Genomic DNA, 17,065 nt, shown 5'->3' with positions numbered 1-17,065 from the left:
ACCCGAACACGGTGAGGTGGTGCGGGTAGTGCCCGTGCGCCGTCATGATCGCGCTCGGCGCCGCCGCCCGGTAGGCCGCGACCGATCCGCCGAAGCCGAGCGCGATCGTCTGCTGCACGCTGCCGTTCCGGGGCCGATCTCGCTCGAGATCGCCAGCGTCGTGCCGAACACCTCCGGGTGTGCGGCGGAGAACTGCATCGCGCAGGTGGCCCCTTCCGAGAACCCGACGATGCCCCAGGCGCTCGGCGCACTCGCGACCGGCAGGTGGTGCCGGATCCACTGCACGGTGTCCGTCATGACGTAGGTCGCGCTGCGCCCGAGCCGGCGGGAGTCCACGCACATCGGGTTCCGTTCGGGAGCGCCGAGCTGGTCGGGCGCCACGACGATCGGGGCGAGCCCGTCGTGGGTCTCGGCGTAGTGCTCGAGGTACTCGCCGAGGTCACCCCGTCTGGAACATGTCTGCCGGCTGCCCGGGCTGGCCGGACAGCGAGACGAGCACGGGAAGCTTCGGCGGGTGCGCGGTGCGGCCAGCCGGCGGCAGCCAGACGACGGCCTTCCGAGCGTGGAAGTGCGACACCGTCCCGGGATCCGCACGCTGATCGTCTCGCCCTCGTGCGGCATCCCCGCCGGAGCGTGCCAGTCCGCTGGGTCGACCTCGGCGCTGCCGGCGGGCGGAGCGGCTTCAGCACCGGTCGCGCCGCCGTGGTGGGGCGCGGGGAGCGTCCGCGTCGGGTACGGGTTCGTCGCGACCGCCTGCTCGACGTCCTTGTAGAAGCCGAAGTCGACGTTGACGCCGAGTCCGGCGGCCAGGGCCACGCACGCCGCTGCGCCGAGCGCGACCACGCGGAGGGTCCACCCGCCCTGCACGAGCACCACGACGAGCAGAGCGATGCCGGCGCACGCGAAGGCGATCCACATGCGGGTCACCGGCGTGAACGAGACCCCGAAGAGGTCGAGCACGTCCCCGGTCCACCACACCGCCACGAGTCCGGCACCGGCGCCCACCACGAGCGCGGCGACCCGGATCACGACGGCGCGGACGGGGTGCGCCGATCGCCGCCGATCGCCCCGCTGCAGGAGTGGCACGACGACCACCCAGACGGTGAGCACCAGGGCGAGGACGTCGACGGGGACGAGGACGTCGCGCCCGGTGATCGGGATGCGCAGGAGGTCGTGGAGCACGGTCTCATCGTGGCCGCACCCCGCTGCCGGGCAGCCCCGGAGGCGCTTCTGCTGTCCACAGGTTCACCACCGACCGCTCCCAGACCGCCACCAGCCGGCGTTCAGCTCTGATCGGCTGCGACGCACCGCGGGCACGGGTCGGAGGGGCACCCTGATCCGGTGCCCCTCCGACCCGCTGTGTACCGCGGGGTCGGTGCCGCGTGCACGGCACCGACACCCGCAGCGTGGTCAGTGCCGCTTGCGCAGCACCATCGTCCCCGCTCCGGCGAGGAGCAGGAGCAGGGCGAACCCGGCGGGCAGGACCGGCGAGGTCGCGCCCGTGTAGGCGAGCCCCGGCGCGGCCGCGCCGGCAGCGGCGCGGACCGCCGTCTGTGCCACCGTCGAGGCACCGGCGGTCATCGTGTCGGCGCTCACGGCCCGGGAGGCAGTGGTCGCCACGACCGCGGCGGCTCCGGTGACGGGGGTGGTCACCGTTCCCACCGTGGTGCCGTCGCCGGCACCGGTCGCGGCCCCCGGGGTGCTGGTGCCGTCGCCGGGAGTGGTGCCGTCACCAGGGTGGTGCCGTCACCGGGCGTCGTGCCGTCACCGGGGTCGGTCCCGTCGCCGGGCGTCGTGCCGTCACCGGGGTCGGTCCCGTCACCGGGGTCGGTCCCGTCACCGGGGTCGGTGCCCGTGCCGGGGTCCGTCCCGGTGCCGGGCGTGGTGGTCGTGCTGGTGCCGTCGCCGACGATGCCGATCCCGTTGCCGCCGATCGTGACCGGCAGGCTGATCACCGGGGTGAGCTGGGTGCCGGAGAGGAGTCCTCCGTCGCCCGACGTCGACCCGCCCGCAGCCGGCGTCGTCGTGCCGGTGCCGGTGCCCGTGCCCGTCGCCGGGGTCGTCGAACCCGTCGAGGCCCCGTCACCCAGCAGCCCGATGCCGTTCCCACCGATCGTGACCGGCAGCGACACCACCGGCGACACCTACGAACCCGACGCGATGCCGTCCGACCCGGAGGTCGACCCGCCAGCAGCCGGCGTCATCGTGCCGGTGCCCGTGCCCGTCGCCGGGGTCGTCGACCCCGTCGAGGTCCCGTCACCCAGCAGCCCGATGCCGTTCCCACCGATCGTGACCGGCAGCGACACCACCGGCGACACCTGCGAACCCGACGCGATGCCGTCCGACCCGGAGGTCGACCCGCCAGCAGCCGGCGTCATCGTGCCGGTGCCCGTGCCCGTCGCCGGGGTCGTCGACCCCGTCGAGGTCCGTCACCCAGCAGACCGATGCCGTTCCCACCGATCGTGACCGGCAGCGACACCACCGGGGACACCTGCGAACCCGACGCGATGCCGTCCGACCCGGAGGTCGAACCACCCGCAGCCGGCGTGGTCGTTGCCGAACCCGCGGTGGCACCGCTCGAGGAGCCGTCACCGAGCAGCCCGATGCCGTTGCCGGTCACCGTCACCGGGATCGACACGACCGGCGCGACCTGCGTGCCGGAGGCCACCCCGTCCGACCCCGACGTCGTCGGAGCCGACCTCACTCGCAGCCGGAGCGGAGGACGCCGGCGCAGCCGGAGCGGAGGACGCCGGCGTCGAGGACGTGGCGTCCCCACCGACGGCGATCGCGTTGCCGGTCGCCGTGACCGGAGCGGTCACGTCACCGGCCACCTGGGTGCCCGAGGCCACCCCGTCCGACCCGGAGGTCGCCGGAGCAGCAGCGGCAGGTGCAGCGGCAGGTGCAGGTGCAGCAGCCGCCGCAGGAGCGGCCGGCGCCGCCGAGGTCGACGCGGCGTCCCCGCCGACGGCGATGGCGTTGCCGGAGACCTGCACGGGAGCGGCGACCTCCGGCACGACCTGCGTACCCGAGGCGACGCCGTCCGACCCGGAGGTCGAGGGCGCCGCGGTCGAGGGCGCTGCGGCCGGAGCTGCCGGCGTGGATGCGGGAGCCGTCGGAGCGCCCGTGACGGCCGACGTGACCGACGACACCGCGTCGCCGAGCACGCCGAGCGCGTTGCCGGAGGCCGACACCGGGGCGGAGACGGACGGGGCAACCTGTGTGCCCCGAGACGGTGCTGTCCGCGCCGGAGGTCGTGGCCGCGTTCGCGGCACATGCTCTCCTCCGAGCGTCAGCCCGCCGACGAAGAGGGTGAACCACAGCCCTCTGGAGACGTACTTGTTCATGGTCGTTCCTCACTGATCGAGATCGTTGGCCGACCGCGATGGCGGCCGGTGGTGCGCTGCTGCCGTGGTGGACAGGAGCACCGATCTCAGTCAGGGGCGACGTCGTGCTCGCCGACGACCGATGCGGGGACCGCGTCGTCGGAGAGGGTGCCGCGTGACCCCGCGGCGAGGGAGATCTGTCCGCCGGTGGAACCGACGATGCCGACGGCTGCTGCCGAGCCGGTCGAGCCGAGTGGCGCTGCTGCCGAGGACGCCCGCGACGGGGCCGTCGAGGGGGCCGTCGCCGTTCCCGGTGCCGTTGCCCTGCGGGACGAGGAGCGCCCGGCCGCCGACGGTGACGTCCTGGGCGGCGAGGCCAGCCCGGGTGGTCCGGTCGCCGGCGATGATCGTCGCGCTCTCGGACGACACCGCGTCCGCACGCGCCGAGCGCTCGGCGGCGGTCGCAGCCGCGCTCGAGGCCGGTGCGGACTGGGCCGCCGTGCCGGCCACCGACGTCGCGCCGTCCGGACGCGCGCCGTAGGGTGCCGAGCCGACGGGGGCCGTGGAGCCGCCGCCCACCGGGGCGCCGGGGACGTCGACGACGGGATCCGTGCCTCCAGGCAGGACGCCGCCCACGACCGGGGGCAGGCCGGCGACCACGTCCGGGACGGACCCGACGGTCGAACCGACGCCGCCGAGCGTGTCGTCGACCAGCCCGGTGACCGGGCGGGTGACGGTGCCGAGGGTGTCGTCGCCGAGCACGGTCCCGAGGACCGGCAGGCAGCCGACGACCTGGTCGAGGGCACCGACGACGGTGGTCACCGGGCGTGCGCCGGTGAGGTGCTCGACGGCTCCCGTGACGGGGCGGAGAACGGTGACGAGGGTTTCCGTGACGGGCCTGGAGGCGCTGCTCGCCCCGGTCGCGTCCGCGGCGGTCGCCGGGGTGGCCGCGATGGTCCCGGTGGCCGGGATGGTCCCGGTGGCCGGCTTCGAGCCGGCGGTGGCGCCGGTCGGCGCGCTGCCGGTGGGAGCTGCGGGGGTCGTCGCGGGCGCCGGAGCCGTGCCGCGGGGCGGGGCTCGACGGCGTCGGGGACGACGGTGCGGGGCTCGAGGCCGCGGGTGTTGACGCTGCGGGGGCCGGCGCCGCAGGGGCGGACGACACCGGGGCGGACGACACCGGGGCGGACGACACCGGGCGGGAGCGGGCGCTGCCGGAGCCGGAGCATGCAGGCGCCGGAGCGGGCGCTGCGGGTGCGGGTGCCGCGGGCGGCGCGACCGCGGTCCGGACCGGGTCGACGGCACGCTCGACGACGTGCCCGACACCACTCGTCACACCCTGCACGGTGTCGCCGAGGCCCTGGACCAGGCCACCGACGAGGCCGCGCTGCTGTGACGGCTGGGGTGCGTTCGTCGCCGCGGAGGCAGGACGGGCACCGAGCACGAGGGTGAGCAGCACGAGGGCCGCGGCGACGACGATGCCGTACAGCGCGTACCGGGTCATCGCGCGCCAGGGTGCGCGCAACGGCTGGTCCATGCGCTCACCTCCGATCTCGGCTGCGCACGTAGAGTGGTTGATCGGCACGGTACGCCCGTCCGTTCCCGAATGCACCAGTTTTTCAAGAATTCGTCAGGAAAGGCCGGTCTTGGTCTCGATCTTCAACGCTCCGACCCGCAATCTGGACGTCGTCACGCTGCACGAGATCCTCCGTCTGCGGCAGGACGTCTTCGTCGTCGAGCAGGGGTGCGCGTACCCCGACATCGACGGCCGCGACCTCGAGCCGGGCACCGTGCAGTTCTGGGCCGGGCAGGGGTCGGTCGACGCGACGCTTCGGCTCCTTCGCGAGCCCGACGGCACCGAGCGCATCGGTCGGGTCGCCACCGCGCGGGCGTCCCGTGGTCAGGGTCTGGCCGCGCAGCTCATCGAGGCCGCGATCGCCGAGACCCGCTCGCCGAGCATCGCGCTCGACGCCCAGGCACACCTCGAGCAGTGGTACGGCCGGTTCGGGTTCGTGCGCTCCGGCGAGGACTTCGTCGAGGACGGGATCACGCACCTCCCGATGACCCGCACGCGCTGAGGCGCGGCGGCCGTCGGGCTCGCCAGCGGCTCCGCCGGTCAGGCGCGCCAGCGGCGGAGCTCGTCGAACGAGCGGCCCTGGTGCGCCTGGTCCGCGACGAGCCGTTCGAACACGATGTTCGTCTGCGTCGTCGCCACCGAGGGGTCGCCGCTGAGCTCGTCGGCCACGAAGTCCCGCAGCTGCTCCGTCGACGTGCAGGCGATGTGCACGAGGAAGTCCTTGTCGCCGGCCAGGAACGACACGTCCTGCACGACGGGCACCCGCAGCAGGCGCTTCGCGAAGTCCCGGAGCTCGTGCCGGGCGGCGGCGTGCACGCGCACCGAGACCATCGCCTCGATCGCGAACCCGAGCCGGGCGACGTCGACCTCCGCGCGGTACCCCGGATGACCCCGGCGTCCTCGAGCGCTCGCACCCGGGTCAGGCACGTCGACGGGGCGATGCCCACCGCGGCGGCGAGCCGGTTGTTCGGGATCCGGGCGTCGGCCGCGAGCGTCCAGAGGATCCGCTCGTCGACCTCGTCGAGGCGCGGGGCGGGGTCGGGGCGGCGGACGGCGCGTTCGGACACGGCTCGACGCTACCGTGCCGTGCCGCCGGTGAGGAGTGCGCGCAGGGCGTCCTCGAGCGGCACCGCGACGGCCTCGTGGTCGGCTGACGCCAGCGGTTCGACCTGCGTCGAGGTCCGCAGCATGGTCATGCCGAGCACCACGGCGAGCGCGATCTCGGCACGGACGAGCAGGTCGTCGGTGACCTCGGTCGCGACGGCGCCGGCCAGCCGTTCGGCGTAGCGGCGGAGCGTCTCGCGGCGGATGGCGTCGGCGCCGTCGTCGCCGGAGGACCGCAGGAGGAGCATGAGCTGCAGCGAGTCCTCGTCCGTCGGCGACCGCACGACGTGCCCGATCAAGCCGCGGACCGCCCGCTCGGCGTCGCCGTCGGTGCGCTCCTCGGTGCCGAGGTCCCGCACGACGCGGTCGAGGCACGCGCGGAAGAGCCCCTCCTTCGACCCGAAGTACCGGTTGATGAGCGCGACGTTGACGCCGGCGTCGGCAGCGATGTCGCGCACAGTCGTGGACCGGTAGCCGTCGAAGGCGAACCGGCGTCGCGCGGACTGCACGAGCAGCAGGCGGGTGGCCTCGGCGTCCTTGCTCATGGTCGAAGCGTACCGGCCCGAGCCGCGATGTAAGCAAGTGTTGACATCGGCCCGCAACCGCGTACCCTCGTCGAAGTCAGCAAGCGTTGCACATCGATCGTACAGAGCACGATGACCGAGACCATGGCGACCCCGCGGACCGGGTCCCATCCCACCACCGACGGCCGGCGACCGAACAGCACGGCGATCATCGTCTACCTGTCCCTCGGCGGCCTGTCCTTCGCGGTGCTGCAGTCGCTCGTCGCCCCGGCGCTGTCGACCATCGGGCAGGACCTCGGCGCCTCCACGAGCGCGACGAGCTGGGTCCTGACCGCCTACCTGCTGTCGGCCTCCGTGCTCACGCCGATCCTCGGCCGTCTCGGGGACATGGTCGGCAAGCGCAAGGTCCTCATCGTCGTGCTGTCGATCCTGCTCGTCGGGGCCGTCCTCGCCGCCCTCGCGCCGAACCTCGGCACGCTCATCGTCGGCCGTGCGCTGCAGGGTGCTGCCGGTGCGGTCATGCCGCTGTCGATCGGCATCGTGCGTGACGAGCTCCCCAAGGAGAAGGTCAGCGTCACCATCGGACTGCTCTCGGCGATCTTCGGCATCGGCGCCGGTGTCGGCATCGTCGCCGCCGGTCCGATCGTCGAGCACCTGTCGTGGCACTGGCTGTTCTGGCTGCCCGCCGTGCTCGTCGTGATCGCCCTGCTCGGCGCGGTGTTCGGCATGCCCGAGTCCCCCGTCCGGAAGCCCGGGCGCCTCGACATGGTCGGCACCCTCGTGCTCGGCGTCTCCCTGGTCGCGATCCTGCTGGCGATCAGCGAGGGCGAGACCTGGGGCTGGGGCGACGTGAAGACCGTCGGTCTGCTCGTGCTCGGCGCGGTCGCGCTCATCGCCTTCGTGTTCGTCGAGCTCCGCGTCAGCGAACCCCTGATCGACGTCCGGCTCTTCGCGGTCCGCGGGGTCTGGACCGCCCACGTCGTCGCCCTCGTCTTCGGCTTCGCGATGTTCGGCACGTTCGTCCTCGTCCCGACCCTGCTGCAGCTGCCGAGCGCCGTCGGGTACGGCTTCGGCAAGGACGTCACCGAGGCCGGGCTCTTCCTCCTGCCGACCGTGATCATGATGGTCATCGCGGGCCCCATCGCCGGCATCCTCGTCCGGAAGGTCGGCCCGAAGCCGCCGATGCTCATCGGTGGGGTCGCGATCGTCGCCGCGTTCGTGATCCCGGCGATCAGCCACGCCGAGCTCTGGCAGGTCGTCGTCTCCGGCGTCCTGACCGGTGTCGGCATCGGCATGGCCCTCGCGGCGTGCTCGAACGCGATCATCGAGAGCGTCCCCGCGAACCAGACCGGCGAGGCGATCAGCGCCAACACCGTCGTCCGGACGATCGGTTCGAGCGTCGGCCTGCCGCCGTCATCGCGGCGCTCATCACCTCGCACAGCACGCCGCAGGGGCTGCCGACCGACGACGCGTTCACGATCGGCTTCTGGACCTGCACCGGCGTGGCGGTCCTCGCGGTCGTCGGGGCCCTCATCGCGCCGTCGATGCGCGCCCGCCGCGCAGCGGCCGCGGCCCGCGGGATCGACGACCTCGACGAGGTTGCGTCCTGACGCCCTGAACGCCACCGTCCCTGGAGGCCCGCCCTGCGTCGTCGACGCGGGGCGGGCCTCCAGGCCGTTGCGGTGCCCACCCGTGGCCGTCACGCGCGCGGATCGCACCCCGACGCGGACATCGCGCCCCCGCGTGCGGGGGCGCGACGACCGTGCGGGGGTGCGATGCGTCCGGCGGCGCGCGGTGCGCGTCTCGCGAGCCCTGCTGAACCTGCGAACCCGCCGAGCACCCTCGCCGGTGCCGTGACGATCATCGACTCCGCTGCGTCCACCCCGTGGGCGCGAACGCCGCGCCCCGGACAGGAGACCCCATGAGCAGCACTGACCACGACGAGAGCCGCAGCAGCAAGCCGTCGTTCCGCGACACGATGACCGCCGGACTGGTGCAGAAGGCGCTCGAGCCGGTGCTCCGCGCCGTCCGCGACGAGGTCGCGTCGGCCCGACGCGAGGTCGGCGAGCGGGTGAGCGGCGCGAAGACCGGGCTCGTGCTGACCGGCGTCGGCGTGGCCTTCGCGCTGACCACCCTCGTGGCGCTGGCCGGCTTCGTGGTCGCACTGCTCGCGCTGGCGCTGCCGCTCTGGGCGGCGACGGGCATCACCTTCGTGGGCTTCGGGATCGTGACCGCGATCCTGCTGGCCGTCGGCGTGCGCGGGATCCGTCGCGGCGTGCCGCCGGTGCCGCGCGACACGATCCAGGCGACGAAGGAGCGGGTCCACTCCGCGAGCAACGCCGACACCGACGCCGACACCGACGCGGTCTGACTACATCGCGAGCGTCATGCCGACCACGGCGACCGTCATCGCGAACACCTCGCCGCTGCGGATCGCACGACGGTCGTCGCGCCCCCACTCGTACCGGAGCAGCCACCCGCTGAACGCGCAGTAGCCGATCACCCCGGCTCCGAGGACCGCGGTCAGCGCGATGCCGTGCCCGGCGTGTCCGTCGGCGAGTCCGGTCGCGTGCCCCATCAGCAGCATGCCCGCCATCACCACCGCCGACAGCGCCCGGTGGACGTCCATCGGCTCGGCGCGACGTCCGTCGGCGCGTCGTCGACGCATCACCGGCAGCGGTGCGAGCGAGCAGCGAGGACGGTCGCCGCGAGCAGGGTCCACGACGCACCGGCGTGCACCACGGGCATGAGCATGGCGACGAGCATCACCGCCGCGGGCACGATCACCGCCGGACGCGGCCGGTACCGGTCCCCGACGATGCAGCACACCGACGCGAACTGCGGCACGACGAGCATGGCGTCGGCGACGGTCTCGTGCACGGCGGTTCCTCGGGCGGGAGCGCTGGGTGGCGCGCGGTGGTCAGTCCTGGGCGCGGGAAGCGGCCTTGGCGGCGCGCTCCTGCTTCAGCGCGGGCGTTCTCGGCGTGCACCGCTGCCTGCGTCGCACGCTCGCGGACGAGCCACTCGGGCTTCTGCTCGAGCAGCGTCTTGATCTCGGCCGTGGTGAGCGGATCGTCGATCCCGGCACGGGTCAAGCCCGAGATCGAGATGCCGAGCTTCTGCGCCACGACGGGTCGGGGGTGCGGTCCGTCGCGACGGAGGTCCTCGAGCCAGGTCGGGGGTTCCGTACGGAGTTCGTCGAAACGCGGTCCGGCTGATCGGCGCGCTCTGGAAGGTCTCCGGGGCGGCCGCCAGCAGGATGCCGAGCTTCTTCGCGGCCGTCTCGGGCTTCATGGTCTGTTCCTGCGCCATACCGACAAGGGTACGGCCCCTATGCTCGTCTGCATGACCGCGGCTCTCACCATCGCCTTCGTGCCCGGGGTCTCCCCCGCCAAGTGGGCTCGCGTCTGGCGGGAACGCTTCCCCTCCGTCGAGCTCCTCCTCCGCCCGATCGGCGCCGACGAGGTGGACGACGCACTCGCCGGCGAGGTCGACATGGTCTTCGCCCGCGTCCCCGTGTCGGACGCCCACAACGCGATCCCGCTGTGGACCGAGACCGCCGTGGTCGCGATGCCGAAGGACTCCCCGCTCGCCGAACTCGCCGAGGTCGACCTCGCCGACGCCGAGGTGCACGTCATCGACGCCGGCCCCGTCCCCGCCGACATCGACGCGACGCTCGACCTGGTCGAGGCGAACGTCGGCGTGGCGGTCCTCCCCCAGTCGTTGTTCCGCGCGGCCAGCCGCAAGGACCTGGTCGGCCGCCCGCTCGTCGGCGCGCCCGGCACCCAGATCGTGCTCGCCTGGCGCGACGAGGACGCCTCCGAAACGACGGAGGAGTTCATCGGCGTGGTGCGTGGACGCACCGCCAACAGTTCCCGGAACCAGGCGGACCAGCCTGGAGGCGCGGATCGCGACGCCGAGGACGGCTCGCGTCGGTCAGGTGGCGGGGACGGCTCGCGCTCGTCGACCGGCGGTGGCGGGAAGGCGAAACCCGCCAACGGGAAGACCGTCGCGAAGCGCTCCGCCACGAAGGGCACCGGCGCGAAGAGCGGCGGCGGGAAGAACTCGTCCGGCCGCGGCCGGACGCAGCGCGGGATGAAGGGCAAGCCGAAGCGCGGGTCCAAGGGCAACCGCTGAGGACGCCGTCACCCTGACCGACGCGCTCAGCGCATGACGGCCGCCGCCGCTCGTGCGACCCGTGCACCGCGGGCGTCCTCGGATGCCGCGCGAGCCTCGGCGACGACCCGGGTGTCGGCACGGAGAACGGAACCGGCGTCGAACGGCGGTTGCGGGTCGTACTCGATCTGCAACTGGATCGCCTCGGCCACGGGCTGACCGACGAGTTCGGCCGCGAGCCACAACGCCATGTCGATGCCGGCGCTCACCCCGGCCGCGGTGACGATCGACCCGTCGGCGACCACGCGGTCCTCCACCGGCTGTGCTCCGAACGCCTCGAGCATCGGCTTCGACGCCCAGTGCGTCGTCGCACGCTTGCCCGCCAGCAGCCCCGCCGCTCCGAGCACGAACGCGCCGGTGCACACCGAGGTCACCCAGGTCGCACGCTCAGCCTCCCGCCGGACGAACGCGATCACCGCGGGGTCGAGCATCGCGTCGAAGACTCCGTCCCCGCCGGGTACGACGAGCACGTCCGCGGGGCCGGCCTCGTCGATGGTCGTCGTCGGCACGAGGGCGAGCCCGCAGTCGCTCGGGACGGGCTCGAGCGTGGCGGCGACGTACTCGACGCGCGCTCCGGGCACCCGCGACAGCACCTGCGCCGGACCGGTCAGGTCGAGCTGGGTCAGGTGCGGGAAGAGCAGGAACGAGATCCGGACCTCGTCCGGGTCGTGCTCGGGGGTGACCGCGTCGCCGTCGTCGACGGGGTCGGGGGTCGGGACCTCGGCGTCGACCGGCACCTCGACCACGTCGGCGTCGACCGGGTGGACGGGGTGGACGCGCGGGTTCTCGGAGCTCATGTCGCGACCATAGCCCTGACCGACCTGCCCGGTCTCGATCAGCCCCAGACGCCCGAGGTCCCCCGCCGGTGGCTGCCGACCAGGTGCGTGTCGACGATGCCGAGCGCCTCCATCAGCGCGTACATCGTGGTCGGGCCGACGAAGGCGAACCCGCGCTTCCGCAGTGCCTTCGACAGCGCGACGGACTCGTCGGACTTCGTCAGGACCTCGGCGTACGACCGCGGCTCGGGCGTCGACGCGGGCCGGAACGACCACACGAAGTCGCTCAGGCCACCGTCCTCGCGCAGGGCGATCGTGGCGTTCGCGTTGGTGATCGTGGCGAGGATCTTCGCGCGGTTCCGGACGATCCCGGCGTCCGCCATCAGCCGTGCGACGTCGTCCTCGCCGAACTGCGCCACGGTGTCGGGGTCGAAGTCCGCGAAGGCCGCTCGGAAGGCCGGCCGCTTCGCCAGGATCGTGCGCCAGGAGAGCCCGGACTGGAAGGCCTCGAGCGAGAGCCGCTCGAACACGCCCCGTTCGTCGCGCACCGGCATGCCCCACTCGGTGTCGTAGTAGTCGCGGAGCAGCGCGTCCGTCGAGGCCCACACCGGTCGGGCGAGCCCGTCGTCCCCCACGACGAGGTCGGACGTGGGCGCGGCGACGGGTTCGGGGCTCATCCCCTCATCATGGCCGCCCCGGCCGACAGCGTCACTCCGTGGGCGGGCCGTCCTGCATCGCTTCGGAGTCCATCCACACGTACTCCCAGCGGTGGCCGTCGGGGTCGGTGAAGCTCCGCTGGTACATGAACCCGAGGTCCATCTCCGGCCGGTCCTCGTTCCCGCCCGACATCACCGCGGCGTCGACCACACGGTGGACCTCGTCCTTCGACGGTGCGCTGACGGAGTTGATCACCTCGATCGTGCCCGCGTCGGCGATGGGCTTGTCGGTGAACTCGGCGAACTTCGCCTTCGTCAGCACCATCACGTAGATCGTGTCGCTGACCACCACGCACGCCGCGGTCTCGTCGGTGAAGTCCGGGTTGATCGAGTAGCCGAGCGCTTCGTAGAACGCCTTCGAGCGCTCGAGGTCGTCGACCGGCAGGTTGATGAAGACCATCGTGTCCATGGGAGGTCCTTTCGTCAGGATCAACCTGGCCCACCCGCCCGCGGGCCGCAACCGTTCCTTCCCGGTACCACCCCGAGCCAGTGATACGCAATATGCTGGTCCGATGCGCGCGTACGTCGACGAGTCCGAGCCCGGCGGTGGGCGCGACCACACCGCGTACGTCCTCGCAGCCGTGGTGGTCAGCGACGCCGATGCCGAACGAGTTCGAGCCGAGATCCGCTCAGCCACGCCGCGCCGGATGCGGAAGCTGCACTGGTACGAGGGCCTCCCCGGACAGCGCCTCTCGTGGCTCGAGCTCCTGCGGCACGCGATCTCGGTCCTCGTCATCCGCTACGACGGAGCTCCCGCACGGTCGGAGCGGCGCCGACGGCGATGCCTCGAACGGCTCGTTCACGAACTCGAGGAGCGCAACATCCGCGAGGTCGTGCTCGAGACACGAGGAGCAGCCCGTGACCGAGACGACCGGGCGATGTTCCACGTCCTTCGAGACCGCGGACTCGGGCAACGGATCCGGTTCCAGCACGTCCGGGCATCCGGAGGAGCCGCTGCTCGCACTGGCGGACATCGCATGCGGCGCCCATGTCGCACAGGACGGCGGAGCGATCGGCGCAGAGGAAGCGGTCGTCGTGTCGTGATCGGTCGCCGACAACGCAAATCCCCGGGCCCGCGCTGGCTGCAGGACATCCGGGGATCACTTTCGACCGAGAGCACCCGATCGACATATCAATACTAGGAGCCGCGCGGAAAGGCTGTCAACCGTCGCCGAGGCGGGCGTGAGTCACGCGACGGACTTGCACGGTGCCTCCAGGCTGGCGCTGCCCCCTCGGCCGACGCGAGCCGACAGGTCAGGGTCGACCGCGGCCTCGTCACTCGTCGCGGGCACCAGCAGCTGCGGCCGCCCGGGAACGACGAAACCGCCGTCGTCCGACAGCGGTTTCGTCGTTCCGGGTCGGCGCCCGGAGCGCAGCGACGCGCGCTGGTCAGGCCAGCTCGCGCCCTTCGCCGGCGGCCTTCTGGTGCGCCTCGGCTTCGGCCTGGCCGATGATGTCCTCGGCCGGCACCGGGTTCAGGCGGTCCCAGAGGAAGAACAGCAGCCCGCCGACGAGCATCGAGAGCCCGACCCACAGGTTGATGTGGATGCCGCCGGTCTTCTCGGGGTCGGTGTTCCAGTGCACGATGCCGACGATCGTCGTGATGACGCCGTAGAGGACGAACAGGCCGCCGAGGATGCGGCGCAGGTCGAGGCGGCGGGTGGAGCGGACGAGTGCGGCCTTCTGCTCGTCCGTCATGCCGGTGGTGGTGTCACTCATGTGTGGTGATCTCCTTCGCGGATCTCGCGGGATGGCTCAGAGGAACGGGAGGTAGAGGACGACGCAGAGCACGAGCGCCACGGTGCCGAGCAGCGCCGGCGAGCGGTACCAGGCGGTGTCCGTCGCGACCGAGTCGCCGTGCAGGTCGATCTTCCCGATGCCGTAGACCAGGCCGCTGAGCTCCTTCTCGGCCTTCGGCTTCGTGACCATCGAGACGACGAACCCGACCACGAGCACGGTGACGAACGAGATGATCGCGCCGTACAGGGTCTCCGCGGTCGCGGTGGCGAAGAGGTCGGGGTTCACCAGGTAGGCGATCCACGTGATCGTCGGCGTGACGATCCCGAGCACGTAGCCCCAGAGGGCGCCCTGGGTGGTCATCCGCTTCCAGAGCAGACCGAGGATGAACACGGCGAACAGCGGCGCGTTGAAGAACGAGAACAGCGTCTGCATGTACGTCATGATGTTCGACGCCTGCGCGGCGATGAACGCGGTCGCGATGCCGACCACGACGCCGACGACGGTGACCCAGCGGCCGGTCGTGAGGTAGTGCACGTCGGGCATGTTCGGCTTGATGTAGCGCTGCCAGATGTCGTACGTGAAGACGGTGTTGAACGACGAGACGTTCGCCGCCATGCCCGCCATGAACGAGGCGAGGAGACCGGTCACCGCGACGCCGAGCACGCCCGTCGGCAGGTACATCTGGATGAGCTTCGGGATCGCGTCGTTGTAGTCGAGCGCGCCGGACGCGAACTGGTTGCCGACGACGGCCGCGGCGATGAGGCCGGGGATGACGACGATCGCGGGGATGAAGAGCTTCGGGATCGCGGCGATGAGCGGGGTGCGGCGGGCCGCGGACATGTTCTTCGCCGAGAACGCGCGCTGCACCTCGGTGAAGTTGGTCGTCCAGTAGCCGAAGCCGAGCACGAAGCCCAGGCCGAGCACGATGGCGAGCCAGTTCGCGCCGATCGGGTTGGTCACGTCGCCGAAGCCGGTGCCGGCCCACGCCTGCAGGTGCTGCACGCCCTGCGTCTCGGTGATCGCCTTGGTGAGGCCGTCCCAGCCGCCGACGCGGTGCAGACCGACGATCGTCAGCGGGATGAGCCCGGCGATGATCACGAAGAACTGCATGACCTCGTTGTAGATGGCGCTCGAGAGGCCGCCGAGGGTGATGTAGACGAGGACGAAGCCCGCCGAGACGATGATCGCGAGCCACTCCGGCCAGCCGAGCATGGCCTCGATGACGATCGCCATCGCGTAGAGGTTGATGCCGGCGATGAGGACGTTCGACACCGCGAACGCGATCGAGTTCACCAGGTGCGGGGCCTTGCCGAACCGTCGGAGCATGAACTCCGGCACGGAGCGGACCTTCGAGCCGTAGTAGAAGGGCATCATCACGAGCCCGAGGAACACCATCGCCGGCACCGCGCCGACGAGGTAGTAGTGCAGGGTCGCCATGCCGATCTGGGCACCGTTGGCGGCCATGCCGAGGATCTCGGTCGCTCCGAGGTTCGCGGACACGAACGCCAGCCCCGTGATCCACGCGGGCATGCTCCGGCCCGAGAGGAAGAAGTCCATGCTCGTGCGGACCTGCCGCCGAGCCGTGAACCCGATCCCGATCACCACCGCGAAGTACACGATGATCATCAGGTAGTCGACCCAGCCCAAGTCGAGCCGGATCCCGTTGTTCGCTGCCGCGAGAACCATTGACACTCTCCGTCGATGTGTTGCAGTCGACAACTCCGCCGACCCGGACGGAGACGTTACACCGAATTGTGACCGTTCACATAGCCGGGGTATGCATCACGAGCCGGACGGTTCGACGCCGATCGCTAGGCTCGCTGCATGACCGAGCAGTCGCGCATCCTCGTCCTCAACGGCCCGAACCTCGACATCCTCGGTCGGCGCGACCCGACGCAGTACGGCACCGTGACGCTCGCCGAGATCGAGGCGATCGTCCACACCGAGGCCGCGGTCCACGAGCTCGAGGCCGACTTCCGGCAGACCAACCGCGAGGGCGAGCTCGTCGAGTGGCTGCACGAGGCGCTCGACGACTTCGTCGGCGTGGTGATCAACCCCGCCGCCTACGCGCACACCTCGGTCGCGCTGCACGACGCGGTCGAGGCACTGTCGGTGCCCGTGGTCGAGGTGCACCTGTCGAACACGTGGAAGCGGGAGCCGTTCCGACACGTCGACCACGTGGCGACCGCCGCGACGGCGGTCATCGCGGGTGCGGGACCGGACGGCTACCGGCTCGCGGTCGCGCACGTCGCGTCGCTGCTGGCCTGAGTCCGGACTGGAGGCGCGTGGCGGCGCCGCACCGCGCCTCCAGTCCGTCGGCTGGTCGCGCCGGGACGCGCCCGTTCCTTCCCATGACGCCCGCGATGCAGGGTCGAAACGGGCGTACCTGGTGGGAACTTCCGACCGAGTACGCCCGAAACGACCGAGTACGCCCGGAAACGCCGAGTACGCCCGGAAGCGCCGGCCGGTCAGAACTCGGCGGGGCGACGCACCTCGTGGGCGCCGGCGGTCGCGAAGCCACCGCGGATGAGCGGCAGCGCCCGCACGACGGCCTGGTCGATCCGGAGCTCGAGGTCGACGCTCGTGATGTCGTAGCCGCCCTCGCGCTTGGTGAAGTCGCGCTCGTTGCCGAACACCCCGATCGGCAGCGTCGTCGACTGGAAGAAGCCGAACAGCGGGCGCATCTGGTGCTCGACGAGCAGGGCGTGCCGGTCGCTGCCGCCCGTCGCGGTCAGGAGCACCGGGGTGTCGACCAGGTCGTACTGCCCGACCCAGTCGAAGAAGAGCTTGAACGCGCCGAAGTAGGCGGCGCGGAACGCGGGGCTGCCCACCACCAGGACGTCCGCCGACTCGACGGTCTCGAGGGCCCGGCGGGTGCGGTCGGACATCGCAGCCCGGGACGGTGACGCTCCGAGGTCGGCCAGCAGCGGCCCGATCTCGATCGTCTCCGTCCGGGAGTCCTCGATCTCCTGCCCGAGGCGCGCCACGGTCGCAGCCACCAGGGTGGACGTCCGCGAGGGGTCCGAAGGGCTGCCGCTGACACCGACGACGAGTTCTCCGCTCATGCCGTCGATGCTCACACGACCACGGACGGCACGTGCGCGTGTGACGACATGTGTCAGGTACCAGCGCC

The 17,065-nt window shown here is 72.0% G+C and carries 23 protein-coding genes and 2 pseudogenes; 8 read left to right on the top strand and 17 right to left on the bottom strand.

Going from position 1 to position 17,065, the window contains the following annotated elements:
* Positions 1 to 42 precede the first annotated feature (42 nt).
* From ACZ8AI_RS09675 to ACZ8AI_RS09665, 3 genes are all read right to left on the bottom strand, one after another.
* Positions 43 to 1,182, bottom strand: coding sequence for a hypothetical protein (locus tag ACZ8AI_RS09675; protein ID WP_464858062.1), 1,140 nt, complete (start codon positions 1,180 to 1,182; stop codon positions 43 to 45).
* A gap of 228 nt (positions 1,183 to 1,410) precedes the next feature.
* Positions 1,411 to 1,653 (bottom strand): hypothetical protein, encoded by a 243-nt coding sequence (locus tag ACZ8AI_RS09670; protein ID WP_464858061.1) that lies wholly within the window; start codon positions 1,651 to 1,653, stop codon positions 1,411 to 1,413.
* On the bottom strand, positions 1,650 to 2,135 hold the full coding sequence (locus tag ACZ8AI_RS09665) for a hypothetical protein (RefSeq protein ID WP_464858060.1): 486 nt from the start codon (positions 2,133 to 2,135) through the stop codon (positions 1,650 to 1,652). Before ACZ8AI_RS09665 ends, ACZ8AI_RS09670 begins: the two co-directional genes overlap by 4 nt.
* On the opposite strand from ACZ8AI_RS09665, the gene ACZ8AI_RS09660 reads away from it, so the two are divergent.
* The gene (locus ACZ8AI_RS09660) at positions 2,116 to 2,466 is read left to right on the top strand and encodes a hypothetical protein (RefSeq protein WP_464858059.1); all 351 of its coding nucleotides are present in this window, start codon (positions 2,116 to 2,118) and stop codon (positions 2,464 to 2,466) included. The two genes, ACZ8AI_RS09665 and ACZ8AI_RS09660, sit on opposite strands and share 20 nt — an antisense overlap.
* A 122-nt stretch (positions 2,467 to 2,588) precedes the next feature.
* Here ACZ8AI_RS09660 and ACZ8AI_RS09655 read toward each other — a convergent pair whose 3' ends face one another.
* Positions 2,589 to 3,344 carry a hypothetical protein gene (locus ACZ8AI_RS09655; protein WP_464858058.1) on the bottom strand — a complete coding sequence of 252 codons (756 nt, stop codon included), beginning with the start codon at positions 3,342 to 3,344 and terminating at the stop codon, positions 2,589 to 2,591.
* A gap of 90 nt (positions 3,345 to 3,434) precedes the next feature.
* Entirely contained in the window at positions 3,435 to 4,145 is a 711-nt protein-coding gene (locus ACZ8AI_RS09650; RefSeq protein WP_464858056.1) for a hypothetical protein, read from the bottom strand.
* A 67-nt stretch (positions 4,146 to 4,212) separates the two neighbouring features.
* Here ACZ8AI_RS09650 and ACZ8AI_RS09645 point away from each other — a divergent pair, with 67 nt between their 5' ends.
* Both ACZ8AI_RS09645 and ACZ8AI_RS09640 read left to right on the top strand, forming a co-directional pair.
* Positions 4,213 to 4,449 (top strand): hypothetical protein, encoded by a 237-nt coding sequence (locus tag ACZ8AI_RS09645; protein WP_464858055.1) that lies wholly within the window; start codon positions 4,213 to 4,215, stop codon positions 4,447 to 4,449.
* Between the two features lie 517 nt (positions 4,450 to 4,966).
* Positions 4,967 to 5,398, top strand: a complete 432-nt coding sequence (locus ACZ8AI_RS09640) for a GNAT family N-acetyltransferase (RefSeq protein ID WP_464858054.1) — start codon at positions 4,967 to 4,969, stop codon at positions 5,396 to 5,398.
* 38 nt (positions 5,399 to 5,436) lie between these two features.
* Here the strand turns inward: ACZ8AI_RS09640 and ACZ8AI_RS09635 are convergent, their stop codons facing one another.
* The 3 genes and pseudogenes from ACZ8AI_RS09635 to ACZ8AI_RS09625 all read right to left on the bottom strand — a co-directional run bounded on the left by ACZ8AI_RS09635 (position 5,437) and on the right by ACZ8AI_RS09625 (position 6,545).
* Positions 5,437 to 5,823: an Lrp/AsnC family transcriptional regulator gene (locus ACZ8AI_RS09635; protein ID WP_464858052.1), complete on the bottom strand. Its 387-nt coding sequence runs from the start codon at positions 5,821 to 5,823 to the stop codon at positions 5,437 to 5,439.
* Between the two features lie 14 nt (positions 5,824 to 5,837).
* Positions 5,838 to 5,963, bottom strand: a pseudogene (locus ACZ8AI_RS09630) (AsnC family transcriptional regulator); the annotation flags it as partial.
* Positions 5,964 to 5,972: 9 nt separating this feature from the next.
* A complete protein-coding gene (locus ACZ8AI_RS09625; protein WP_464858051.1) occupies positions 5,973 to 6,545 on the bottom strand; it encodes a TetR/AcrR family transcriptional regulator in 573 nt (190 codons plus the stop codon).
* 111 nt (positions 6,546 to 6,656) lie between these two features.
* Here ACZ8AI_RS09625 and ACZ8AI_RS09620 point away from each other — a divergent pair, with 111 nt between their 5' ends.
* Together ACZ8AI_RS09620 and ACZ8AI_RS09615 are read left to right on the top strand one after the other, a co-directional pair.
* Entirely contained in the window at positions 6,657 to 8,381 is a 1,725-nt protein-coding gene (locus ACZ8AI_RS09620; RefSeq protein WP_464858050.1) for an MFS transporter, read from the top strand.
* Between the two features lie 64 nt (positions 8,382 to 8,445).
* Positions 8,446 to 8,895 (top strand): phage holin family protein, encoded by a 450-nt coding sequence (locus ACZ8AI_RS09615; RefSeq protein WP_464858049.1) that lies wholly within the window; start codon positions 8,446 to 8,448, stop codon positions 8,893 to 8,895.
* Here ACZ8AI_RS09615 and ACZ8AI_RS09610 read toward each other — a convergent pair whose 3' ends face one another.
* The 3 genes and pseudogenes from ACZ8AI_RS09610 to ACZ8AI_RS09600 form a co-directional block, all read right to left on the bottom strand.
* Positions 8,896 to 9,153: a hypothetical protein gene (locus tag ACZ8AI_RS09610; protein ID WP_464858048.1), complete on the bottom strand. Its 258-nt coding sequence runs from the start codon at positions 9,151 to 9,153 to the stop codon at positions 8,896 to 8,898.
* A gap of 38 nt (positions 9,154 to 9,191) precedes the next feature.
* The gene (locus ACZ8AI_RS09605; protein WP_464858047.1) at positions 9,192 to 9,404 is read right to left on the bottom strand and encodes a hypothetical protein; all 213 of its coding nucleotides are present in this window, start codon (positions 9,402 to 9,404) and stop codon (positions 9,192 to 9,194) included.
* A 40-nt stretch (positions 9,405 to 9,444) separates the two neighbouring features.
* Positions 9,445 to 9,836 (bottom strand): annotated as a pseudogene (locus ACZ8AI_RS09600) (DUF5997 family protein).
* 33 nt (positions 9,837 to 9,869) lie between these two features.
* On the opposite strand from ACZ8AI_RS09600, the gene ACZ8AI_RS09595 reads away from it, so the two are divergent.
* Positions 9,870 to 10,661: a LysR family transcriptional regulator substrate-binding protein gene (locus ACZ8AI_RS09595; RefSeq protein ID WP_464858046.1), complete on the top strand. Its 792-nt coding sequence runs from the start codon at positions 9,870 to 9,872 to the stop codon at positions 10,659 to 10,661.
* A gap of 26 nt (positions 10,662 to 10,687) precedes the next feature.
* On the opposite strand, the gene ACZ8AI_RS09590 is transcribed toward ACZ8AI_RS09595, so the two are convergent.
* Genes ACZ8AI_RS09590 through ACZ8AI_RS09580 form a run of 3 tightly spaced genes read right to left on the bottom strand, consistent with a single transcriptional unit; the run spans position 10,688 to position 12,601 of the window.
* Positions 10,688 to 11,497 carry a DJ-1/PfpI family protein gene (locus ACZ8AI_RS09590; RefSeq protein WP_464858045.1) on the bottom strand — a complete coding sequence of 270 codons (810 nt, stop codon included), beginning with the start codon at positions 11,495 to 11,497 and terminating at the stop codon, positions 10,688 to 10,690.
* 38 nt (positions 11,498 to 11,535) lie between these two features.
* On the bottom strand, positions 11,536 to 12,153 hold the full coding sequence (locus ACZ8AI_RS09585; protein WP_464858044.1) for a DNA-3-methyladenine glycosylase I: 618 nt from the start codon (positions 12,151 to 12,153) through the stop codon (positions 11,536 to 11,538).
* Positions 12,154 to 12,184: 31 nt separating this feature from the next.
* Positions 12,185 to 12,601, bottom strand: a complete 417-nt coding sequence (locus ACZ8AI_RS09580) for a VOC family protein (RefSeq protein WP_464858042.1) — start codon at positions 12,599 to 12,601, stop codon at positions 12,185 to 12,187.
* A gap of 103 nt (positions 12,602 to 12,704) precedes the next feature.
* On the opposite strand from ACZ8AI_RS09580, the gene ACZ8AI_RS09575 reads away from it, so the two are divergent.
* Positions 12,705 to 13,334 (top strand): DUF3800 domain-containing protein, encoded by a 630-nt coding sequence (locus ACZ8AI_RS09575; protein ID WP_464858040.1) that lies wholly within the window; start codon positions 12,705 to 12,707, stop codon positions 13,332 to 13,334.
* A gap of 247 nt (positions 13,335 to 13,581) precedes the next feature.
* Here ACZ8AI_RS09575 and ACZ8AI_RS09570 read toward each other — a convergent pair whose 3' ends face one another.
* Together ACZ8AI_RS09570 and ACZ8AI_RS09565 are read right to left on the bottom strand one after the other, a co-directional pair.
* The gene (locus ACZ8AI_RS09570; protein WP_133518830.1) at positions 13,582 to 13,911 is read right to left on the bottom strand and encodes a hypothetical protein; all 330 of its coding nucleotides are present in this window, start codon (positions 13,909 to 13,911) and stop codon (positions 13,582 to 13,584) included.
* A gap of 36 nt (positions 13,912 to 13,947) precedes the next feature.
* Positions 13,948 to 15,618: a sodium:solute symporter family protein gene (locus tag ACZ8AI_RS09565; protein WP_071292311.1), complete on the bottom strand. Its 1,671-nt coding sequence runs from the start codon at positions 15,616 to 15,618 to the stop codon at positions 13,948 to 13,950.
* A 138-nt stretch (positions 15,619 to 15,756) separates the two neighbouring features.
* On the opposite strand from ACZ8AI_RS09565, the gene aroQ reads away from it, so the two are divergent.
* Positions 15,757 to 16,200, top strand: coding sequence for a type II 3-dehydroquinate dehydratase (gene aroQ, locus ACZ8AI_RS09560; RefSeq protein WP_464858039.1), 444 nt, complete (start codon positions 15,757 to 15,759; stop codon positions 16,198 to 16,200).
* A 200-nt stretch (positions 16,201 to 16,400) separates the two neighbouring features.
* On the opposite strand, the gene ACZ8AI_RS09555 is transcribed toward aroQ, so the two are convergent.
* The gene (locus ACZ8AI_RS09555) at positions 16,401 to 16,997 is read right to left on the bottom strand and encodes an NAD(P)H-dependent oxidoreductase (protein ID WP_464858038.1); all 597 of its coding nucleotides are present in this window, start codon (positions 16,995 to 16,997) and stop codon (positions 16,401 to 16,403) included.
* Positions 16,998 to 17,065: the final 68 nt, after the last annotated feature.

Source organism: Curtobacterium sp. AC273 (assembly GCF_979253735.1).
This window is presented reverse-complemented; position numbering and strand designations above follow the sequence as displayed.

Coding starts and splice junctions, on each gene's coding strand:
- ACZ8AI_RS09655 (WP_464858058.1), bottom strand. CDS start 3,344: ATGAACAAGTACGTCTCCAGAGGGCTGTGGTTCACCCTCTTCGTCGGC.
- ACZ8AI_RS09625 (WP_464858051.1), bottom strand. CDS start 6,545: ATGAGCAAGGACGCCGAGGCCACCCGCCTGCTGCTCGTGCAGTCCGCG.
- ACZ8AI_RS09620 (WP_464858050.1), top strand. CDS start 6,657: ATGACCGAGACCATGGCGACCCCGCGGACCGGGTCCCATCCCACCACC.
- ACZ8AI_RS09615 (WP_464858049.1), top strand. CDS start 8,446: ATGAGCAGCACTGACCACGACGAGAGCCGCAGCAGCAAGCCGTCGTTC.
- ACZ8AI_RS09610 (WP_464858048.1), bottom strand. CDS start 9,153: ATGGACGTCCACCGGGCGCTGTCGGCGGTGGTGATGGCGGGCATGCTG.
- ACZ8AI_RS09595 (WP_464858046.1), top strand. CDS start 9,870: ATGACCGCGGCTCTCACCATCGCCTTCGTGCCCGGGGTCTCCCCCGCC.
- ACZ8AI_RS09590 (WP_464858045.1), bottom strand. CDS start 11,497: ATGAGCTCCGAGAACCCGCGCGTCCACCCCGTCCACCCGGTCGACGCC.
- ACZ8AI_RS09585 (WP_464858044.1), bottom strand. CDS start 12,153: ATGAGCCCCGAACCCGTCGCCGCGCCCACGTCCGACCTCGTCGTGGGG.
- ACZ8AI_RS09580 (WP_464858042.1), bottom strand. CDS start 12,601: ATGGACACGATGGTCTTCATCAACCTGCCGGTCGACGACCTCGAGCGC.
- ACZ8AI_RS09575 (WP_464858040.1), top strand. CDS start 12,705: ATGCGCGCGTACGTCGACGAGTCCGAGCCCGGCGGTGGGCGCGACCAC.
- ACZ8AI_RS09570 (WP_133518830.1), bottom strand. CDS start 13,911: ATGAGTGACACCACCACCGGCATGACGGACGAGCAGAAGGCCGCACTC.
- ACZ8AI_RS09565 (WP_071292311.1), bottom strand. CDS start 15,618: ATGGTTCTCGCGGCAGCGAACAACGGGATCCGGCTCGACTTGGGCTGG.
- aroQ (WP_464858039.1), top strand. CDS start 15,757: ATGACCGAGCAGTCGCGCATCCTCGTCCTCAACGGCCCGAACCTCGAC.
- ACZ8AI_RS09555 (WP_464858038.1), bottom strand. CDS start 16,997: ATGAGCGGAGAACTCGTCGTCGGTGTCAGCGGCAGCCCTTCGGACCCC.